Annotated in this window: 16 protein-coding genes and 1 riboswitch; of the genes, 14 read left to right on the top strand and 2 right to left on the bottom strand. The window is 58.3% G+C overall.

Annotated elements, in window-relative coordinates; all coding sequences use genetic code 11:
- The first annotated feature begins 2 nt into the window (after window positions 1-2).
- The 4 genes from ACYASS_RS14960 to ACYASS_RS14945 are packed head-to-tail and all read left to right on the top strand — an operon-like array spanning window position 3 to window position 4,829.
- The gene (locus ACYASS_RS14960) at window positions 3-1,517 is read left to right on the top strand and encodes a tripartite tricarboxylate transporter permease (protein WP_463586700.1); all 1,515 of its coding nucleotides are present in this window, start codon (window positions 3-5) and stop codon (window positions 1,515-1,517) included.
- Window positions 1,510-2,544, top strand: coding sequence for an AbrB family transcriptional regulator (locus tag ACYASS_RS14955; protein ID WP_463586699.1), 1,035 nt, complete (start codon window positions 1,510-1,512; stop codon window positions 2,542-2,544). The genes ACYASS_RS14960 and ACYASS_RS14955 overlap by 8 nt, the downstream gene beginning before the upstream one ends.
- A gap of 60 nt (window positions 2,545-2,604) precedes the next feature.
- On the top strand, window positions 2,605-3,963 hold the full coding sequence (locus ACYASS_RS14950) for an AAA family ATPase (RefSeq protein WP_463586698.1): 1,359 nt from the start codon (window positions 2,605-2,607) through the stop codon (window positions 3,961-3,963).
- Complete coding sequence (locus tag ACYASS_RS14945) at window positions 3,960-4,829, top strand: hypothetical protein (protein ID WP_463586697.1); 870 nt, start codon at window positions 3,960-3,962, stop codon at window positions 4,827-4,829. Before ACYASS_RS14950 ends, ACYASS_RS14945 begins: the two co-directional genes overlap by 4 nt.
- A gap of 4 nt (window positions 4,830-4,833) precedes the next feature.
- Here the strand turns inward: ACYASS_RS14945 and ung are convergent, their stop codons facing one another.
- Window positions 4,834-5,526, bottom strand: coding sequence for a uracil-DNA glycosylase (ung, locus tag ACYASS_RS14940; RefSeq protein ID WP_243246296.1), 693 nt, complete (start codon window positions 5,524-5,526; stop codon window positions 4,834-4,836).
- A 164-nt stretch (window positions 5,527-5,690) separates the two neighbouring features.
- On the opposite strand from ung, the gene ACYASS_RS14935 reads away from it, so the two are divergent.
- The 3 genes from ACYASS_RS14935 (at window position 5,691) to ACYASS_RS14925 (ending at window position 7,479) form a co-directional block, all read left to right on the top strand.
- On the top strand, window positions 5,691-6,803 hold the full coding sequence (locus ACYASS_RS14935; protein WP_463586696.1) for an enoyl-CoA hydratase/isomerase family protein: 1,113 nt from the start codon (window positions 5,691-5,693) through the stop codon (window positions 6,801-6,803).
- Window positions 6,804-6,889: 86 nt separating this feature from the next.
- Window positions 6,890-7,141 (top strand): type II toxin-antitoxin system HicA family toxin, encoded by a 252-nt coding sequence (locus ACYASS_RS14930; protein ID WP_099268543.1) that lies wholly within the window; start codon window positions 6,890-6,892, stop codon window positions 7,139-7,141.
- Window positions 7,138-7,479 (top strand): type II toxin-antitoxin system HicB family antitoxin, encoded by a 342-nt coding sequence (locus tag ACYASS_RS14925; protein WP_122398368.1) that lies wholly within the window; start codon window positions 7,138-7,140, stop codon window positions 7,477-7,479. The genes ACYASS_RS14930 and ACYASS_RS14925 overlap by 4 nt, the downstream gene beginning before the upstream one ends.
- 99 nt (window positions 7,480-7,578) lie before the next feature.
- Here the strand turns inward: ACYASS_RS14925 and ACYASS_RS14920 are convergent, their stop codons facing one another.
- Window positions 7,579-7,998 (bottom strand): hypothetical protein, encoded by a 420-nt coding sequence (locus ACYASS_RS14920; RefSeq protein ID WP_422765270.1) that lies wholly within the window; start codon window positions 7,996-7,998, stop codon window positions 7,579-7,581.
- Between the two features lie 383 nt (window positions 7,999-8,381).
- Window positions 8,382-8,483, top strand: a riboswitch (guanidine-I (ykkC/yxkD leader).
- A gap of 59 nt (window positions 8,484-8,542) precedes the next feature.
- On the opposite strand from ACYASS_RS14920, the gene ACYASS_RS14915 reads away from it, so the two are divergent.
- The 7 genes from ACYASS_RS14915 to atzF all read left to right on the top strand — a co-directional run bounded on the left by ACYASS_RS14915 (window position 8,543) and on the right by atzF (window position 18,348).
- Window positions 8,543-9,613: a putative urea ABC transporter substrate-binding protein gene (locus tag ACYASS_RS14915; protein ID WP_122665452.1), complete on the top strand. Its 1,071-nt coding sequence runs from the start codon at window positions 8,543-8,545 to the stop codon at window positions 9,611-9,613.
- A gap of 27 nt (window positions 9,614-9,640) precedes the next feature.
- Window positions 9,641-10,456 carry an ABC transporter permease gene (locus ACYASS_RS14910; protein WP_122398367.1) on the top strand — a complete coding sequence of 272 codons (816 nt, stop codon included), beginning with the start codon at window positions 9,641-9,643 and terminating at the stop codon, window positions 10,454-10,456.
- On the top strand, window positions 10,453-11,217 hold the full coding sequence (locus ACYASS_RS14905; protein WP_463586695.1) for an ABC transporter ATP-binding protein: 765 nt from the start codon (window positions 10,453-10,455) through the stop codon (window positions 11,215-11,217). The genes ACYASS_RS14910 and ACYASS_RS14905 overlap by 4 nt, the downstream gene beginning before the upstream one ends.
- Before the next feature lie 14 nt (window positions 11,218-11,231).
- Complete coding sequence (locus ACYASS_RS14900) at window positions 11,232-11,957, top strand: urea amidolyase associated protein UAAP1 (RefSeq protein WP_122665454.1); 726 nt, start codon at window positions 11,232-11,234, stop codon at window positions 11,955-11,957.
- Window positions 11,958-11,968: 11 nt separating this feature from the next.
- A complete protein-coding gene (locus ACYASS_RS14895; protein WP_122398365.1) occupies window positions 11,969-12,589 on the top strand; it encodes an urea amidolyase associated protein UAAP2 in 621 nt (206 codons plus the stop codon).
- A gap of 247 nt (window positions 12,590-12,836) precedes the next feature.
- Window positions 12,837-16,496, top strand: a complete 3,660-nt coding sequence (uca, locus tag ACYASS_RS14890; RefSeq protein ID WP_463586694.1) for an urea carboxylase — start codon at window positions 12,837-12,839, stop codon at window positions 16,494-16,496.
- Window positions 16,497-16,524: 28 nt separating this feature from the next.
- Window positions 16,525-18,348, top strand: coding sequence for an allophanate hydrolase (gene atzF / locus ACYASS_RS14885; RefSeq protein WP_463586693.1), 1,824 nt, complete (start codon window positions 16,525-16,527; stop codon window positions 18,346-18,348).
- Window positions 18,349-18,554 lie beyond the last annotated feature (206 nt).

The raw sequence follows: 18,554 nt of genomic DNA, 5'->3' as shown, positions 1-18,554 counted from the left end.
CAATGGATACTTTCAGCTACCTGGGCCAGGGCTTCGGCGTTGCATTGACGCCGTATAACCTCGTTACTGCATTGTGCGGAACGTTGATCGGCACTGTCGTCGGGCTATTGCCCGGCCTGGGCCCGATCAACGGTGTCGCGTTGTTGATCCCGATTGCCTTTGCACTGGGCCTGCCGCCGGAGTCCGCGCTGATTCTATTGGCAGCGGTTTATCTGGGCTGCGAATACGGCGGTCGGATCAGTTCGATCCTGCTGAACATCCCGGGTGAAGCATCGACCGTCATGACCACCCTCGACGGCTACCCGATGGCCCGCCAGGGTCTGGCAGGCGTCGCTTTGTCGCTGTCGGCATGGAGCTCGTTCATTGGCGCCTTTATCGCTACGTGCGGCATGGTGCTATTCGCTCCGCTGCTGGCGAAATGGGCGATAGCCTTCGGACCGGCGGAATATTTCGTGCTGATGGTATTTGCCATTGTCTGCCTGGGCGGCATGGCAGGTGATCGTCCCGTCAAAACGTTTATTGCCGCTTTGATCGGTTTGTTCCTGTCGGCAGTGGGTATCGACGCCAACAGCGGTGTCTATCGCTTTACCGGCGACAATATCCACCTTACTGACGGCATCCAGTTTGTGGTGTTGGTACTCGGTCTGTTCTCCATCAGCGAGATTCTGTTGCTGCTGGAAAAAACCCACCGTGGTCAGGAAGCCGTGCAAGCCACCGGACGCATGCTGTTCAACCTCAAGGAAGCGGGCGCAGTGTTCGTGGTCAACATCCGTTGCGGCTTGCTGGGCTTCATCATGGGCGTATTGCCAGGTGCCGGAGCAACGCTGGCCAGCGCCGTGGCTTACATGACCGAAAAGCGTATGGCGGGTGCCAGCGGCAAATTCGGCCAGGGCGACATGCGCGGCCTGGCAGCACCGGAAACCGCGATTGGCGCTTCGGCTTGCGGCGCGTTGGTGCCAATGCTGACTCTGGGCGTACCGGGTTCGGGTACCACTGCCGTGATGATCGGCGCGCTGTCGCTGTACAACATCACGCCAGGTCCGATGCTGTTCCAGCAGCAACCAGACATCGTCTGGGGCTTGATCGCTTCGTTGTTCATCGCCAACGTGATGCTGGTGATCCTCAACATCCCGATGATTCGTATCTTCACCCGCATCCTCAACGTGCCGAACTGGGCACTGGTGCCGGTAATCGCAATCATCACCGGGATTGGCGTCTATGCTGTCCACGCGACCACTTTCGACCTGTTCCTGATGGTCGGCATTGGTATCTTCGGTTACATCCTGCGCAAGCTGGACTTCCCGCTGTCGCCGATCCTGCTGGGCTTCATCCTGGGTGGTTTGATGGAGCAGAACCTGCGTCGTGCACTGTCGATTTCCAACGGCGCGATGGAGATTCTGTGGTCCAGCCCGATCACCATCGGCGTCTGGGTGCTGACCATCTTCATGCTGCTGTTCCCGATCATTCGTATCTGGCGCAAGCGCTCCGCCCAACGCAGTGCTGTGACCGGTGTCTGATCGACCTTTCAAAAGCTGGTGGGCAACACCGCTGGTCGGCCTGGCTGGCGGCTACCTCGCCAGCCTGGTCGGCTGGCCTCTTCCATGGATGGTCGGCTCGCTATTGGCGATCATCCTTGTTCGCTGCCTGACGCCTTGGCAACTGGCGGAAATACCCGGCGGCCGCAAATGCGGCCAATGGATTGTCGGCATCGGTATTGGCCTGCACTTCACCCCGGTGGTGATCGAGCAGGTCACAGCGCATTTCGGGCTGATTTTTCTCGCCGCACTGATCACCAGTATTTCCAGTGTGGTGGGTGTGTGGCTCATGCTTCGCACCGGAGAAGACCGCGCAACGGCGTTTTTCTCGAGCATGCCTGGAGGTTCGGGGGAAATGGTCAACCTCGGAGCCCGCAATGGAGCCACTCTCAGTAGCGTCGCCGCCGGGCAAAGCCTACGGGTACTGATGGTGGTGCTTTGCGTTCCAGCGATCTTCAAATACCTGATGGGGGAAGGCACGCCGATTGTTCACGCCGGGAGCGTTAACTGGCTGTGGCTGGCGGTATTGTTCCCACTGGGTGCCGCGGTGGCCTGGCTCTGGCAACGGTTAAAGCAGCCGAATCCCTGGTTGTTCGGGCCATTATTGGTCAGTGCAGTGATCAGTGTCAGTTTTGACCTCCACATAGGCCTCCCGGACGGCAGCAGCCAGATCGGTCAGTGGCTGATCGGCAGCGGTCTGGCTTGCCACTTCAACCGTCAGTTCTTCCGCCGCGCACCGTCTTTCATGGTCAGGACCCTGCTCGGGACTGCGCTGACCATGTCCATCGCCGCCCTCGCCGCTTTGGTACTGAGCACCGCAACTCATCTGGACCTGCGTTCGCTGACCTTAGGCATGATGCCCGGCGGCATCGCTGAAATGAGCCTGACAGCCGAAGTCCTGCAACTCTCGGTGCCATTAGTGACTGCGATGCAGGTGATGAGGCTGTTGTTCGTGCTGTTTTTGGCGGAGCCGATTTTTCGGTATTGGAATCGTCAAAAAACCCTATAGGCACGCAATACCTCGCGCAGTGGAGTTTGTTACCATCCAGCCATTCGCACGAGGTGACGCATGCACATTCAGAAACTACAGATCGAAAATCTTCGCTCCTTCAAAAAGGCCGAGATCGAATTCAATCTGCCCGATACCCGGGACATGCAGTTTCCGAACGTCAATGTTTTGCTCGGCGACAATGGCTTGGGGAAAACCAGCGTTTTACGTGCTGTCGCGCTGGCTGTTCTAGGGCCCTTGCTGAGCGGATCCTCCGGTTTTGTGCCCGAGGGGCTGGTCAGAAAACGCCCTCCCGCTCCTCGTAAAAACCTCCTGGATTTAAACAAGTATCAGACGTCGGTTAGCGCCAGTCTTCTCTCGACTGCGGAAGAAAAGGCATCGAGGAAGTCCACCCTGTCAATGGCTGATAGTTTCACTATGCATACCGAAGTTCGTCTTCGCGGCTTGACCGAACAGTTGCGATGGTCGATGAATCCTGAGGGCGATCAGGAAATCGCTGAAAGCATGCAATTCGACGAACAAAGCCCGGCCTTTTTCATTGTCGGCTATGGGGCTACACGTCGTGTCGAAGCCTCAAGCCGGGTTGACGAAAGCGCCAGAATTAAATCAAGGCTGCGCCGCTATCAACGTGTAGCGGGCTTGTTCGAAGATCACCTGACACTCATGCCGCTTTCGTACTGGTTGCCAGCATTTGAGGACGAGAACAAAGGGCGATACACGCAGGTTATTCATCTCATCAACGATCTGCTTCCGACCTCCTGCCGTATTCAGGAAACTGCCAGCACAACCTCTCGCGGACGTGAACACCTCTTCGAAATGAACGGAATCGTTCTTCCGTTCGGTGCGCTATCAGACGGCTTCAAGGCTTACATCGGCTGGATAGGCGACATGCTGTTTCACGTATGCCAAGGGGTTGCATCCGGGCAAAAGCTCAAGCAGACACGCGGTATCGTGATGGTCGACGAGATCGACCTGCATCTCCACCCGGAGTGGCAGCGTACGGTAGTCCCGGTGCTGGCAAATGCATTGCCGAACATTCAGTTTATTTTCACCACACACAGTCCATTAGTGGTGGGATCCCTGACATCGCAAAATCTATTCGTCCTTGCTCTGGAAGATGGCGCTACCGTGATCAAACGCCTGCCTGAGAAAGTCCAGGGCAAGAGCGCCGAACAGATACTGTTGTCGCCCTACTTCGGCCTTGAAAGCACCCGTGCAGCATCAACGGCGGCACAACTTAATCAACTGGCTCGCAATGCAGTCACGGGTAATACCGACGCTGCACTGGAGTATCTGGCAGTGATGTCCAAAGGCCTTAACCTCACAACGTCATCGAAAAAAACAGCTGCAAAACCAAAGGCCGTAAAAGCATCTGCACTTAAACGCGCGGTGAAAAAAACGTCAGGACCCAAGCCGTGATTCGCTATCCCATCTCCGAAGCGGAGCTGGTTGCACGTATAAACAAGCAAAGCAAGAACTGGATCAAGCGTGCGAAAGAAAGGACTCAGGCTTACATAGAAGCCGACCGCTACACCGACCAGAGCGAATTCTGGGGGCAGATAAAGCAGGTCTATATCGACCTTCAGCACGAAAAGTGCGCTTATTGTGAAACCAAGCTCCAGGGCGCTGTGCTCGCGAGTAAGGTTCATGAAGTCGAGCACTACAGACCCAAGTCAAGCATCAAAGCCTGGCCTAACAAAAAAGTCGAATACTGGAAAGACTTCAATCCTGACTGGGCGACTGGCAAGGCTAGCGCCAAAGGCTATTACCGGCTTGCCTATCATCACCTCAACTACGCCATTGCCTGCACGCGATGTAACTCGACACTGAAGTCCAATTATTTTCCGGTTCGTGGCCCCAGAGACTTTGAAAGCGCAAGCCCGACTACCATGCAAGGCGAATCCGCGTTGCTGTTATATCCAGTGTCATCGGTCGATACCGATGATCCAGAACACATCATCACGTTTGATGGCGTGCTGGCTGTTCCCGTTAACAAGCACGGTCCGGCTTATGAACGGGCAATGACCAACATAGAATTTTTTCAGCTAAACCATCAGGACCTGACCAGCCGCCGCGCCGAATGTATCCGCAACGTATGGATTGCGCTAACCATGGCAGACAGCATGCCAGCGCACAGGGCAATGGCTGAAAAAGCAATCAGCTCGTTGTGCAGTCCGCAGAGCCAATTCAGTTCATGCGTGAACGCCTACCGCCAGCTTTTCCAGAGTGACCGTGAAAAAGCCGACGAAATGGCAAAGTTAATCATTCAGGCGCTACCCGTTTAAGCCCTCAATCCTGCGGCAATCGCCACTCAATCGGCTCCATGCCATTCTGCTCAAGGTACTTGTTCGCCCTGCTGAAATGCCCACACCCCAGAAAGCCTTTATAGGCCGACAGTGGCGACGGGTGCACCGACGTCAGCACAAGGTGTTTGGTGGCATCCACCAGTTTCTGTTTGCTCTGCGCATGGGCGCCCCACAGCATGAACACCAGATGCGGCTGCTGGGCGCTGACCGTTTCAATCACCTTGTCAGTGAAATGTTGCCAGCCTTTGCCTGCGTGGGAAGCTGCATTCGCACGCTCGACGGTCAGCGTAGTGTTAAGCATCAATACCCCTTGATCGGCCCAGGATTGCAAGTGGCCGTGGCGAGGGATATCAATGTTCAGGTCGCGTTTTAACTCTTTATAGATATTGACCAGCGAAGGGGGTGCAGGCACGCCCGGCTGGACCGAAAAGCACAAACCGTGAGCCTGACCCGGGCCGTGATAAGGGTCCTGCCCCAGGATCACCACCTTGACCTTGTCCAGCGGCGTTGAATTCAGCGCGTTGAAAATCAGGGGACCCGGCGGGTAGATTTCCTTGCCCGCCGCATGTTCCTGGCGCAGGAACTCACGCAACTGGCCCATGTAAGGCTTTTCGAACTCCTCACGCAGCGCCTGCTTCCAGCTAGGGTCAAGTTTGATACGGTCGTCGCTTGTCATGGTCACACCCTGAAATCAATGCGCGGACACTAGGAAAGCTGGCCGCCAATGTCAAATCAGCTCGTCGCGCCCGGCCTTTTCCTACACTGCACCTCGTGCAACTTAACCCGACGCAGGGCAATCACACCTGTGTTGGATACATGCATTGCCTTCGAGAGGTCACGATGAATCTGCAATTTGAAGAACTCCCGGCTCAGGATGGCGCACGCATTGGCATTGCCACTCTGGACGCCGAGCAATCGTTGAACGCGTTGTCATTGCCCATGATCCTTGCCCTTCAGGATCGTCTTGATACTTGGGCCAGCGACGAGAAAATCGTCTGCGTTCTGCTGCGCGGTAATGGCACAAAAGCCTTCTGTGCCGGTGGGGATGTGCGCTCATTGGTGGATCAATGCCGTGAACATCCTGGGGAAGTACCGCCGCTGGCTGCCAGTTTCTTCGCCGCGGAGTATCGCCTCGACTACAGCTTGCACACCTATCCAAAACCACTGATCAGTTGGGGTCACGGCTACGTGCTCGGTGGCGGCATGGGCCTGCTGCAAGGGGCGAGCACGCGCATTGTGACGCCGAGTAGTCGGCTGGCCATGCCGGAAATCAGCATCGGCCTGTTTCCAGACGTTGGCGCCAGTTGGTTCCTGTCGCGCCTGCCCGGCAAGCTTGGGTTATTCCTTGGGCTGACCGGCGCTCACATCAACGCTCACGACGCGCTCGATCTGGATCTGGCAGACCGCTTCATGCTTGATGAACAACAAGAGGACCTGATCGAAGGCCTGCAGCAATTGAACTGGCAGGAGCAAACCTCCATCCAGCTCAATAGCCTGCTCAAGGCCCTGCAGCACGAAGCTCTAGGCCAGTTGCCCGAAGCACAGTGGCTACCCCGCCGACCGCAAATTGATGAGTTGCTCGACGTCGGTAACCTGCCCTGCGCCTGGAACGCCATCAGTCATTTGCAACACGATAACGACGCACTCATGGCCCGCGCCGCTAAAAACCTGACACAGGGCTGCCCGCTGACCGCGCACCTGGTCTGGGAACAAATCCAGCGCGCCCGCTACATGTCTCTGGCCGAGGTGCTGCAGATGGAATACGCAATCAGCCTGAACTGCTGCCGCCATCCGGAGTTCAGCGAAGGCGTGCGTGCGCGGCTGATAGACAAGGACAACACGCCCCACTGGCATTGGCAGGACGTAGCGACGATTCCGCTGGCGGTGATTGATGCGCACTTCAGCAAGGCGTGGGAAGGACGGCATCCGTTGGCGGATTTGTCGGCATATTGAATTTTTTGCTCGACATCACCGGGCCAAGCTCCGTTTGACCTCTTTTCCGCGCGCGACTAGAATCAGTCGCACGGAATGGAGGCTGGATGTCCAAGCAAGAAAAGCTGCTCGCCAAGCTACTGAACAGGCAATCGGGATTTAGCTGGCCAGAACTGGTCGCGCTGTTGAAAGGTTTCGGCTACAAGCAAATCGAGGGTGATGGCAGCCGCGTCAAATTTGATAACGGCAATGCTCAAGCGATGATAAACCTGCATCGCCCCCATCCAGGCAATGAGATAAAGGCATACGTTAAACGACAGGTTATCGAGCATCTGAAAGCGGGAGGTCTGATTTCATGAGTACGCTGTTACAGCACCGGGGCTATTACGGTTCAATTGAAGCCAGCCCTGAAGATAACTGCCTGTTCGGAAAACTTCAGTTCATACGCGCACTGGTGAACTATGAAGGCGAAACCGTGGCGGAGCTATCTCAATCCTTTCGTAACGCGGTAGATGACTATCTGGATACTTGCTCAACTCTCGGGCAAGACCCGGAATTGCCCTGCAAAGGCTCGTTCAATGTCAGGGTCGGGCATGACCTGCATTTGGCAGCCAGCGTTGCCGCGACCCGCGATAAAATTTCACTTAATGACCTGACACGTAAAGCGCTTCGAGAATATCTGAGTCACCATGCGTGACTGTAAAGCTGCACGTTGACAAACGTGATGAGCAGATAGTCCGAAGGTACATATCAGACAGAAAAACGGCGCCCCAATGGAGCGCCGCTTTTGATTCACCTACCGATGCCCGCCTCGACCATCGCCACCGCGACCGCCTCGACCGTCACCACGTCCACCGCCCCTGCCGGGACCGCCGTGGCCTCTGCCATCACCATGACCATCGCCCCACGAAGGGCCAGGTCGGCCTGGACCGCCGTGATAGTCATTTCGCGGCGAGTTGCGATAACCGGGATTGCCGCGATAGCGGTTATCGCCCCAACCATAGCCCGGTGGTCGGCCTGGCTGGTAGTAGCGCGGGACCGGTGGCGGCGCGTAGTAGCGTACCGGTGGGGGTGAGTAATAACGCACCGGTGGCGCAGAATAGTAGCGTGGCTGTGGCGCTACATAGATGCGCTGTTCCTGGTAGTAGTTGGAACGATAGCCATTGTCGTAGGAATAGATTTCAGTGGCGCCATAGGTGGTCGGCAGCGCCGTCACCCGAGAGGAATAGTAGCCTGAATCTGTGTAGCAACCGGCGAGACTCAGGGCCAGCAAAACGATGAGCAAGGTTCGTCGATACATGGCGGCCTCCTGGACCGCGATAGTGCACACACCAGCGACGCTGGTCGGCGCCCGTCCAACAGCGACGGACGCAAAATAAGACATTAAAAAGACCATCCAGTGCCCCGAACCGACGGTCACCTGACGAACTGCCGCCCCATCACAGTGCGCCCGCGCACCATCGCACAGCAAAACCTGACCAGGATAAAGCCTCCAGTATCGCTGCCAGTCAAGGTTGGCGGGCCTTGGCGTGACTTGGCACAACTCTCGCTTAACAAACTATGTGCAGGAGTCAACTCAGGTTCGCGGCACCACAATTTGCAATAGCTGACTAGGGTTCCGGCTCGCTTATGGCGAGTGGCTGGTCCGAGAGTCAGCGACCTCCAGTAGAGGTTACACGGCGGGATAAAAGCCCGGGAGACAGGACACCAGTGGTGTCGCGTTGCTCCTGATCGCCTTTCTTTCGCTACTGGAGGTACACATGCAAAAGTCCCGTCTATTGGGTCTGCTCACCGCAGGTCTCATCGCTGCATCGATCCTCTCCCCGGCACACGCCGCCGTTAAAAAAGAATTCAATGTCTGCTGGACCATTTATGCCGGCTGGATGCCCTGGGAATACGCAGGCACTCAAGGCATCGTTGATAAATGGGCGAAGAAATACGACATCAAGATTGATGTTACCCAGCTCAACGACTACGTCGAATCCATCAACCAATACACTGCTGGCCAGTTCGATGGTTGCACCATGACCAACATGGACGCGCTGACCATCCCGGCTGCGGGCGGCGTTGAAAGTACCGCGCTGGTAGTCAGTGACTTCTCCAACGGTAACGACGGCATCGTCCTCAAAGGTACCGGCAAGAAAGTTGCCGATCTCAAAGGCATGGATGTCAATCTGGTAGAGCTTTCCGTCTCCCACTACCTGCTGGCCCGCGCGCTGGACAGCGTCGATCTTGCCGAAAAAGACCTGAAAGTCGTCAACACCTCCGACGCGGATATCTCTGCGGCTTTCAATACTGACGATGTGCAAGCCGTCACCACCTGGAACCCGATGCTGGCCGACATCAAAGCCAAGCCTGGCGTGACTGAAGTGTTCAACTCCAGCCAGATCCCTGGCGAAATCATGGACATGATGGTGGTCAACACCCAGACCCTGAAAGACAACCCGGCCCTGGGCAAAGCCCTGACCGGCGCCTGGTTTGAAGTGGTCGCACTGATGAACGCGAAAAATGCCCAGAGCAAAGCCGCTCTTGAGCACATGGCCAAAGCTTCAGGCACCGATCTGGCCGGTTTCCAGGCGCAACTGGACACCACCAAACTGTTCGCTACGCCCAAGGAAGCGCTTGAGTTCGCCACCAGCAAACAGCTGCCGGACACCATGCGCAAAGTGGCCAACTTCTCCTTCGAGCATGGCTTGCTGGGTGAAGGTGCCAAAGATTCCAGCGCAGTGGGCATGACCTTCGCCAATGGGGTGACCTCCGGCGACAAGGCCAATCAGAAGCTGCACTTCGACCCGAGCTATGTGCAGATGGCTGCCGACGGCAAGTTGTAATCCGGGTCCCGCTGAAAGGTCATTGCCATGCGCTTGATAAATCGTCGCCCGGATCGCGCCAGCCGCCTGATTCTGGTGCTCCTGCCGTTCGCCTTGTTGCTGTTTGCCTACTTCACAGGCTCGGCAACCCGGCTGACGGAAAACCCCAACGACAAGCTGCTGCCCAGCGCGGTACAGATGGCTGATGCGGTAAAACGCATGGCCTTCACCGAGGACCAACGCAGCGGTGGTTACCTGCTGTGGCAGGACACCGGTTCCAGTCTGCAACGTCTGGGTATCGGCTTGGGTATCAGCGCGTTGCTGGGTCTGTGTCTGGGCATTGCCTCGGGCATCCTGCCGTTATTTGGCGCGCCGTTATCGCCACTGCTGACGGTGCTGTCGATGGTGCCGCCGCTGGCGATTCTGCCGATTCTGTTCATAGTCTTCGGGCTGGGTGAGCTGTCAAAAGTGATGCTGATCGTGATTGGCATCACGCCGATTCTTGCCCGCGACCTTGAACAGCGCGCCCGGGAAATTCCCGTCGAGTTGCTGATCAAGGCGCAGACGTTGGGCGCCTCGACCTGGACGCTGATCCTGCGAGTGATCCTGCCGCAATTGCTGCCACGCCTGTTGATTGCGCTGCGACTGGTGCTCGGTTCGGCATGGTTGTTCCTGATCGCCGCTGAAGCCATCGCCTCCACCGATGGCCTTGGCTATCGGATATTTCTGGTTCGGCGTTATCTGGCCATGGACGTGATTCTTCCCTATGTGGTCTGGATCACTCTGCTGGCCTGGCTCATGGATTGGGGCCTCAAGGCGCTGACCCGCAAAGCCTTTCCCTGGTATGAGGGGGCGCGCGGATGAGCTTCATTTCAGTCAATAACGTCTGGCAGCAGTACGACGACCTGGTGGTTCTCGAAGGCCTGAACCTGAGCGTCGCCGAAGGTGAATTCTGCACACTGGTGGGCGCTTCGGGCTGCGGCAAGTCAACCTTTCTGCGCCTGTTGCTGGGTCAGGAAGTCGCCAGCAAAGGCAGCATCACACTGGACGGAAAAGCACTGGCCAGCGAGCCGGATGCCAGTCGTGGCGTGGTCTTCCAGCGCTACTCGGTATTCCCGCATCTGTCAGTACTGGACAACGTGGCGCTGGGCCTGGAGTTACCCCGCTCGGCACTGCTCGGTCGATTGTTTGGCACGGCCAAGCGTGAAGCCCGGGAACAGGCCGCGCAACTGCTGCGCAAAGTCGGCCTCGGCCACGCACTGGATAAATACCCGGCGCAGCTTTCCGGCGGCATGCAACAACGGCTGGCCATTGCTCAGGCGCTGATCATGAAACCTCGGGTGCTACTGCTCGACGAACCGTTCGGTGCTCTCGACCCTGGCATTCGCAAAGACATGCACGCCCTGCTGCTGGAGCTGTGGCGCGAGACCCAACTGACTGTGTTCATGGTCACTCACGACCTATCCGAAGGCTTCAACCTCGGCACTCGTCTGTTGGTCTTCGACAAAGTGCGCATCGATCCGCACGCCCCCGGCGCTTATGGCGCGCGTATTACTTACGACATCCCCCTGAACAGCGACCGCCGCGCAGCACGCGCCGCATTTGATTCGCTGCAACAGGCTTGAAGGATTTTTTAATCATGACCACATCAAGCACCTTGTTCCCTGTATTCGCCGAAGAACTCCTGCCCGGCGGCGGTCACCGTTCGTTCATCCTCAAGCGCGGTGAACTGCTGCGCCTGACCGATTTGAACGGTAATGCCAACGTCAGCCTGACGATGCTCAACGCTCACGAAAAAACCGAGCGTCTGAACCTGCCGGACAGCCTCAAATGCCAACACACCGCCAAGCTCACCAGCGGGCACTGCCTGTATTCGGACATGGGCCGTGTACTGACAGCGATTACGGCTGACACCTGTGGCTGGAGCGACAGCATCGGCGGCGTGCTCTGCGCCGATGAAGTCGCGGAAAAATACGGCCAGGGCCGCTATCAAGAGCTGCGCAACGGCTTCTTCCGCAATGGCGTCGACAACCTGCTGGTCGAGCTGGGCAAGTGGGGCCTGGGGCTGTCCGACCTGCTGATGACCTTGAACCTGTTCAGTCGCGTCAGCGTTGACGACGCAGGCAAGCTGCACTTCGTACCGAACAACTCCAAAGCGGGTGACTACATCGAGCTGTACGCACCAATGGACACGCTGGTGGTCCTCACGGCGCTGCAACACCCCATGGACCCGAACCCGGAATACGCGCCACAACCGGTAAAGCTGAGCTGGATGAAAGCCGACGCCAGCGTCGCCGAACACTGCCGCACGTCCCGCCCGGAAAACGAGCGCGGCTTCATCAACACCGACCGCCTGTTCGCCTGAGGAGCACCGTCATGAGTCTGCATTCCAACATCCCGACAACCACCACACACATCCCGGCAGGCGAGCCTTCGTTGACCGAACTCAAGGCCGGGCAAACCCTGCGTATTCTCGATCTGGAAGGTAATCAGGCAGTCGATACCTTGTTCTTCAGCCTCGCCAACCCTCGGGAGCGTTACGACGTGCAGCGCACGTTGCGCCGTCAGGGCAGCGTTTATCTGACCACTGGCAGCGTGCTGTATTCCAACCTCGGCAAACCGATGCTGACGATCGTCGATGACACCTGCGGTCGCCACGACACCCTCGGCGGCGCCTGTGCGCAAGAGAGCAACACCGTGCGTTACGCGCTGGAAAAACGCCACATGCACAGCTGCCGTGATAACTACCTGCGGGCCTGTGCCCACGATGGTCGCCTGGGCAAAGGCGATATCGGGCCGAACATCAACTTCTTCATGAACGTGCCGGTCACCGCTGATGGCGGGCTGACGTTTGAAGACGGCATTTCCGCTCCAGGCAAATACGTGGAACTGCGTGCTGAAATGGACGTGATCGTGCTGATCTCCAACTGCCCGCAGTTGAATAACCCGTGTAATGGCTACAACCCGACACCGGCTGAATTGCACGTCTGGAATTGATTGACGATCTGTAGGAGCGACCGGGTGGCGCTCCACCTTGCTCGCGATTCGGTATTTCATTCAACGAATGCATCGACTGAACTGACGCCATCGCGAGCAAACTCGCTCCTACAGGGGCCGCATTGCAATTCAAGTCTTGCAGCACCTGAACAACCCACGACGGACGACCCTCGTGCAGACACATCAATAGCGGGACGGCCCGCTTCCCAGTTTGAGGTCGAGCTGATCGGCTTCCGGGGTTCAAGACATGTTCGAAAAACTGCTGATTGCCAACCGCGGTGCCATTGCCTGCCGCATCCTGCGCACTTTGCGTGCACTGCACGTCAAAGGCGTTGCGGTGTACTCCGAAGCGGACGCTGCCAGCCTGCATTTGCTGGAGGCCGACGAAGCCCACAGCCTGGGTGAAGGCGGCGCAGCCGGTACCTATCTGGCGGTGGACAAAATCCTCGCCATTGCCAAAACCAGCGGCGCTAAAGCCATCCATCCCGGTTACGGCTTTCTTTCGGAAAACGCCGCCTTTGCCCAGGCTTGCGAAGACGCAGGTATCGCCTTCGTAGGGCCAACGCCCGAGCAGTTGCGTGTCTTCGGCCTCAAGCACACGGCTCGTGCGCTAGCCAAGATGCACGGCGTACCGATGCTCGAAGGCACCGAGTTGCTCGACAGCATCGAAGCCGCCCTGAGCGCAGCAGAGACCATCGGCTACCCGGTAATGCTGAAAAGCACCGCAGGCGGTGGCGGGATTGGCATGCGCGTCTGCCGCAGTGCCGCAGAACTGAGTGAATCCTTCGAGGCCGTAAAACGCCTCGGGCAGAACAATTTCAGCGACTCCGGCGTATTCATCGAGAAGTACATTCAGCGCGCCCGGCACCTTGAAGTGCAGGTCTTCGGCGACGGTCGCGGTGAAGTACTGGCCCTTGGCGTACGCGATTGCTCAGTGCAACGACGCAACCAGAAAGTCCTCGAAGAAACCCCGGCCCCGAATCTGCCTGACGGCATGGGGGAAGAGCTGTGCATGGCGGCGATCAAGCTTGCCAAAGCCGTTAACTATCGCAGCGCCGGGACCGTGGAGTTTGTTTTCGACAGCGACGATCAGCGCTTTTACTTCCTCGAAGTGAACACTCGCCTTCAGGTTGAACACGGTGTCACCGAGCAAGTATGGGGCGTCGATCTGGTCAGCTGGATGGTGCAACTGGCTGCTGGTGACCTGCCGCCGCTGAGCGAGCTGCAAGCCGCGCTCAAGCCCAGCGGCCATGCCATACAGGCGCGCCTGTACGCTGAAGATCCAGGCCGGGATTTCCAGCCCTGCCCTGGGTTGCTGACGGCGGTGAACTTCCCGGCAGTCGATGGCAAAAGTCTGCGTATCGATACCTGGGTAGAAGCCGGATGCGAAATCCCGCCATTCTTCGACCCGATGATCGCCAAGGTGATCAGTTGGGCACCCAATCGCCAATTGGCCAGCGATGGCCTGTCCAATGCCTTGAGCGAAACCCGCCTGTATGGCGTGGAAACCAATCGCGATTATCTGCGCCAGATCATCGCCGACGCCCCTTTCGCCAGCGGCCAGCCCTGGACCCGCTGCCTGGAAAATCTGGTCTATCACGCTGACACCTTTGAAGTGCTCAGCGGCGGTACGCAAACCAGCGTGCAGGATTATCCGGGCCGCCTGGGTTACTGGGCAGTAGGCGTGCCGCCGTCCGGTCCGATGGACAGCCGTGCTTTGCGTTTGGGCAACGGTTTGTTGGGCAATGCCGACGGTTGCGCTGCACTGGAAATCACCATGAGCGGCCCGTTGCTGCGCTTCAATGCCGATGCCGTGGTGGCAGTGACAGGCGCCGTTATTCCGCTGACGCTGGACGGTCAGCCGCAGCCGATGAACACAGCAGTGTTCGTACCCGCTGGTTCACAACTGGCGCTGGGCACGATTGCCGGAGCCGGGGCGCGCAGTTACCTGTGCGTACGTGGCGGGCTGGATGTGCCGGATTATCTGGGCAGCAAAAGCACGTTCACCCTCGGCCAGTTTGGTGGGCATGGCGGGCGCGCTTTGCGGGCGGGCGACGTGCTGCATATTGAGCCTCTGGTTGACCGTAGCGCCGGGCAGCAAGTCCCTTCAGAGCAACTGGAGGACTTGCCGAGCGTACGCCATATTCGTGTGATCTACGGCCCGCACGGCGCACCGGAATACTTCACCGAAAATTACATGCAAACGTTCTTCGCCACCCAGTGGGAAGTGCACTTCAACTCCAGCCGCACCGGCGTGCGCCTGATCGGGCCGAAGCCGGAATGGGTACGGGCTGATGGCGGTGAAGCGGGGCTGCATCCGTCGAACATTCATGACAACCCGTATGCCATCGGCGCAGTGGATTTCACCGGTGACATGCCCGTGATCCTCGGCCCGGACGGTCCATCTCTGGGTGGCTTCGTCTGCCCGGTGACCATCATCGAGGCGGACCTTTGGCAATTGGGTCAGCTCAAGGCTGGGGACAAGGTGATGTTTCAAGCGGTGAGTCTTGAACAGGCACGCAGCTTGTTCTCTGAAACCGCAAACCTCTGTAGGAGCGAGCTTGCTCGCGATGGCGGTATTTCAGACGCTGCAAATGTATCAGCTGTACCAGCCTCATCGCGAGCAAGCTCGCTCCTACAGGTTCCATTCCAACTCACCTCCCCTATCGTTCTGGACATCGGTCAGGACGACACCCGCCTGGTCGCGCGCCTATCCGGCGACACGCACCTGTTGCTGGAGATTGGCGCACCGGAGCTGGATCTGGTCTTGCGCTTCCGCGGCCATGCGTTGATGCAGGCGCTGGAAGCCAAGCACCTGCAAGGCGTAATCGACCTGACGCCAGGCATTCGCTCGCTGCAAGTGCATTACCAGCCGGAACAACTGCCGCTGGCGCAACTGCTCGATATCGTTGCTGGCGAATGGGACGCAGTCTGCGCGGCCAAGGACCTGCAAGTCCCGTCGCGCATTGTGCACCTGCCGTTGTCCTGGGACGATCCGGCCTGCCAATTGGCCATTGAGAAATACATGACTACTGTGCGCAAGGACGCGCCGTGGTGCCCGAGCAATCTGGAGTTCATCAGGCGTATCAACGACCTGCCCAACCTCGACGAAGTGCAACGCACCGTGTTCGAGGCCAGCTATCTGGTCATGGGCCTGGGCGATGTGTACCTCGGTGCTCCGGTCGCGACACCACTGGATCCGCGCCACCGGCTGGTCACCACCAAATACAACCCGGCACGTACCTGGACCGCTGAAAACTCGGTGGGCATCGGCGGTGCGTACATGTGCGTGTACGGCATGGAGGGCCCTGGCGGTTATCAGTTTGTGGGACGCACTCTGCAAATGTGGAACCGCTACCGCGAAGTCGCCGCATTCGATGGCAAACCCTGGTTGCTGCGCTTCTTCGATCAGGTCCGCTTCTACCCGGTCAGCGCTGATGAACTGCTGCGCATCCGTCGTGATTTCCCACTGGGCCGTTACGACCTGAAGATCGAACACAGCACGCTGAACCTGGCCGATTACCAGGCGTTCCTGAGTCGCGAAGCAGAGGGCATCGCCGCCTTCCGCAGCCAGCAACAAGGGGCATTCAACGCTGAACGTGAACGCTGGATCGCCAGCGGCCAGGCCAATTTCGAAAGCGAAGAAGCCGTCGCGCCATTGACCGAAGAAGCGCCGCTCAACGCTGGAGAGCAGAGCGTAGACAGCCATATCGCCGGTAACCTCTGGCAGGTGCAGGTCGAGGTCGGCCAGCGTGTCGAGGCAGGTGAGGCATTGGTGATCCTAGAGTCGATGAAGATGGAAATTCCGCTGCTGGCACCGACCTCAGGCGTGGTCCGCGAGGTGCGCGTCCAGCCAGGTTCGGCAGTGCGTGCAGGTCAGCGTGTCGTCGTACTGCAAGCCGACTGATCCTTTTACTTTTTGATGGAATTCTTCTATGAGCCTTGAAGTAACGTTGCACGACCTGCGCCTGGATTCAGTCCGTGCGGCCTATGAATCCGGCAACCTGACACCCCGTCAATTGATCCTCGCGTTGCGTGAAAAAGCCGCTGCGTTGAACCGCGAATATCACCTGTTCATTCACCTGCTGACGCCGAACGAACTGGAGCCCTACCTCGCCGCTCTGGAAGGTCGTGATATCAAGGACCTGCCGCTTTACGGCATCCCTTTCGCAATCAAGGACAACATCGATCTGGCGGGCATCCCGACGACGGCGGCTTGCGTCGCGTATGCCTACACGCCTGAACGCTCGGCGACTATCGTCGAACAGCTCTTGGCGCTGGGGGCGATCCCCATGGGTAAAACCAATCTGGATCAGTTCGCCACCGGCTTGAATGGCAGCCGTTCGCCCTACGGCGCGTGCCCTAACAGCGTGCTGAAGGATTATCCATCGGGCGGCTCCAGTTCTGGCTCATCACTTGCCGTTGCGCTGGGCGTCAGCAGCTTCTCGTTAGGTACCGACACGGCAGGTTCGGGCCGGGTACCCGCCGCACTGAACAACCTGGTCGGTATGAAGGCCAGCAAAGGCTTGATCTCCACCGCAGGCGTCGTGCCCGCCTGCCGCACGCTGGACTGCGTGACGACCTTCACCGCCACTGCACGTGAAGCCAGCCAGTTGCTGAGCCTGACCGCACGACTGGACCCACGTGACGAATACAGCCGCAGCAATCCTCTATGGAACGATGCTTCGGCATTCGGTGTGCCGCGCCCATTCCGGTTCGGCGTTCCACGCGAAGAGGACCTGGAGTTCTTCGGCTGCACTCAGGGCCCGCAGCTGTTCAGCGACGCCATCGGCCGCCTGATCGAACTGGGTGGCCAAGCGGTCACACTGGACCTGTCCCCGTTCCTCGAAGCGGCGCGCCTGCTTTACGAAGGGCCGTGGGTCGCCGAGCGCTACAGCGTTGCGGGCGACCTGATGGAAACCAACCCCGACGCCGTGCTGCCGGTGATAAAAGCGGTGCTGGCCAAGGCCCCTGCAGTCAGTGGCGTGGAAACATTCCGCGCGCAATACCGTCTGCAAGCGCTCAAGGCGATCTGCGACAAAGCCATGGAGGATCTGGATTTCGTCGTAACGCCAAGCATCCCCCGCCCGGTGACCAACGCCGAGCTGCAAGCTGAGCCGGTATTACGCAATTCGGACCTGGGCTACTACACCAACTTCGTCAACCTGCTGGACTACGCCGCCATTGCCGTACCGAGCGCGTTCATGAACAACGGACTGCCTTGGGGCGTGACGCTGTTCGGCAGGGTGTTCACTGACCAATACCTTCTAAGCATTGCTGACGCCCTGCAACGTCACACCGAGCTGCCATTGATTGGCACTCTTGAAACGCAGCTGACCAAACCGGCCACCGTCGCCCGTAATGACATGGCTCGCGTCGTGGTGTGCGGCGCGCACCTGGAGGGTCTGGCGTTGAACTGGCAACTTAAACAGCGCGGCGCTCGCCTGGTTGAAACCACACAAAGCTCTGCGGACTATCAGTTGTATGCACTGGCAGGCGGCCCGCCGTTCCGGCCGGGCATGGTTCGGGTGGACCAAGGTGGAGTCGCCATTGAAGTAGAAGTCTGGGAGCTGCCAAGCCGCGAACTGGGCTCATTCCTCACCGGCATTCCAGCACCATTGGGATTAGGCAAAGTGCAACTGGCTGACGGCCGTTGGGAGTGCGGATTCATCTGCGAAGCTTATGGCCTGGAGGGTGCGAAAAACATCAGCCATCTGGGCGGCTGGCGGGCTTATCTGCAGGCTGATAAATCGGCTTGAACCACACTTCCCGGTAGGAGCGAATTTATTCGTGAAAGCGGTGTGTCAGACGCAAATTCTTTACAGGAGAAATGCATTCGCGAATGAATTCGCTCCCACGAAAAACAGGTGCAAGCACACCCTTGTAGGAGCTGCCGAAGGCTGCGATGACGGTCTGTCAGGATGAACGCTTCGCAGCCTTCGGCAGCGCCTACAAAAGTGCATTT

The sequence above is a fragment of the Pseudomonas sp. HP_14 genome (genome assembly GCF_055283875.1).
The sequence above is the reverse complement of the archived record's forward strand: the minus strand, read 5'-3'. Positions and strand labels throughout refer to the sequence as shown.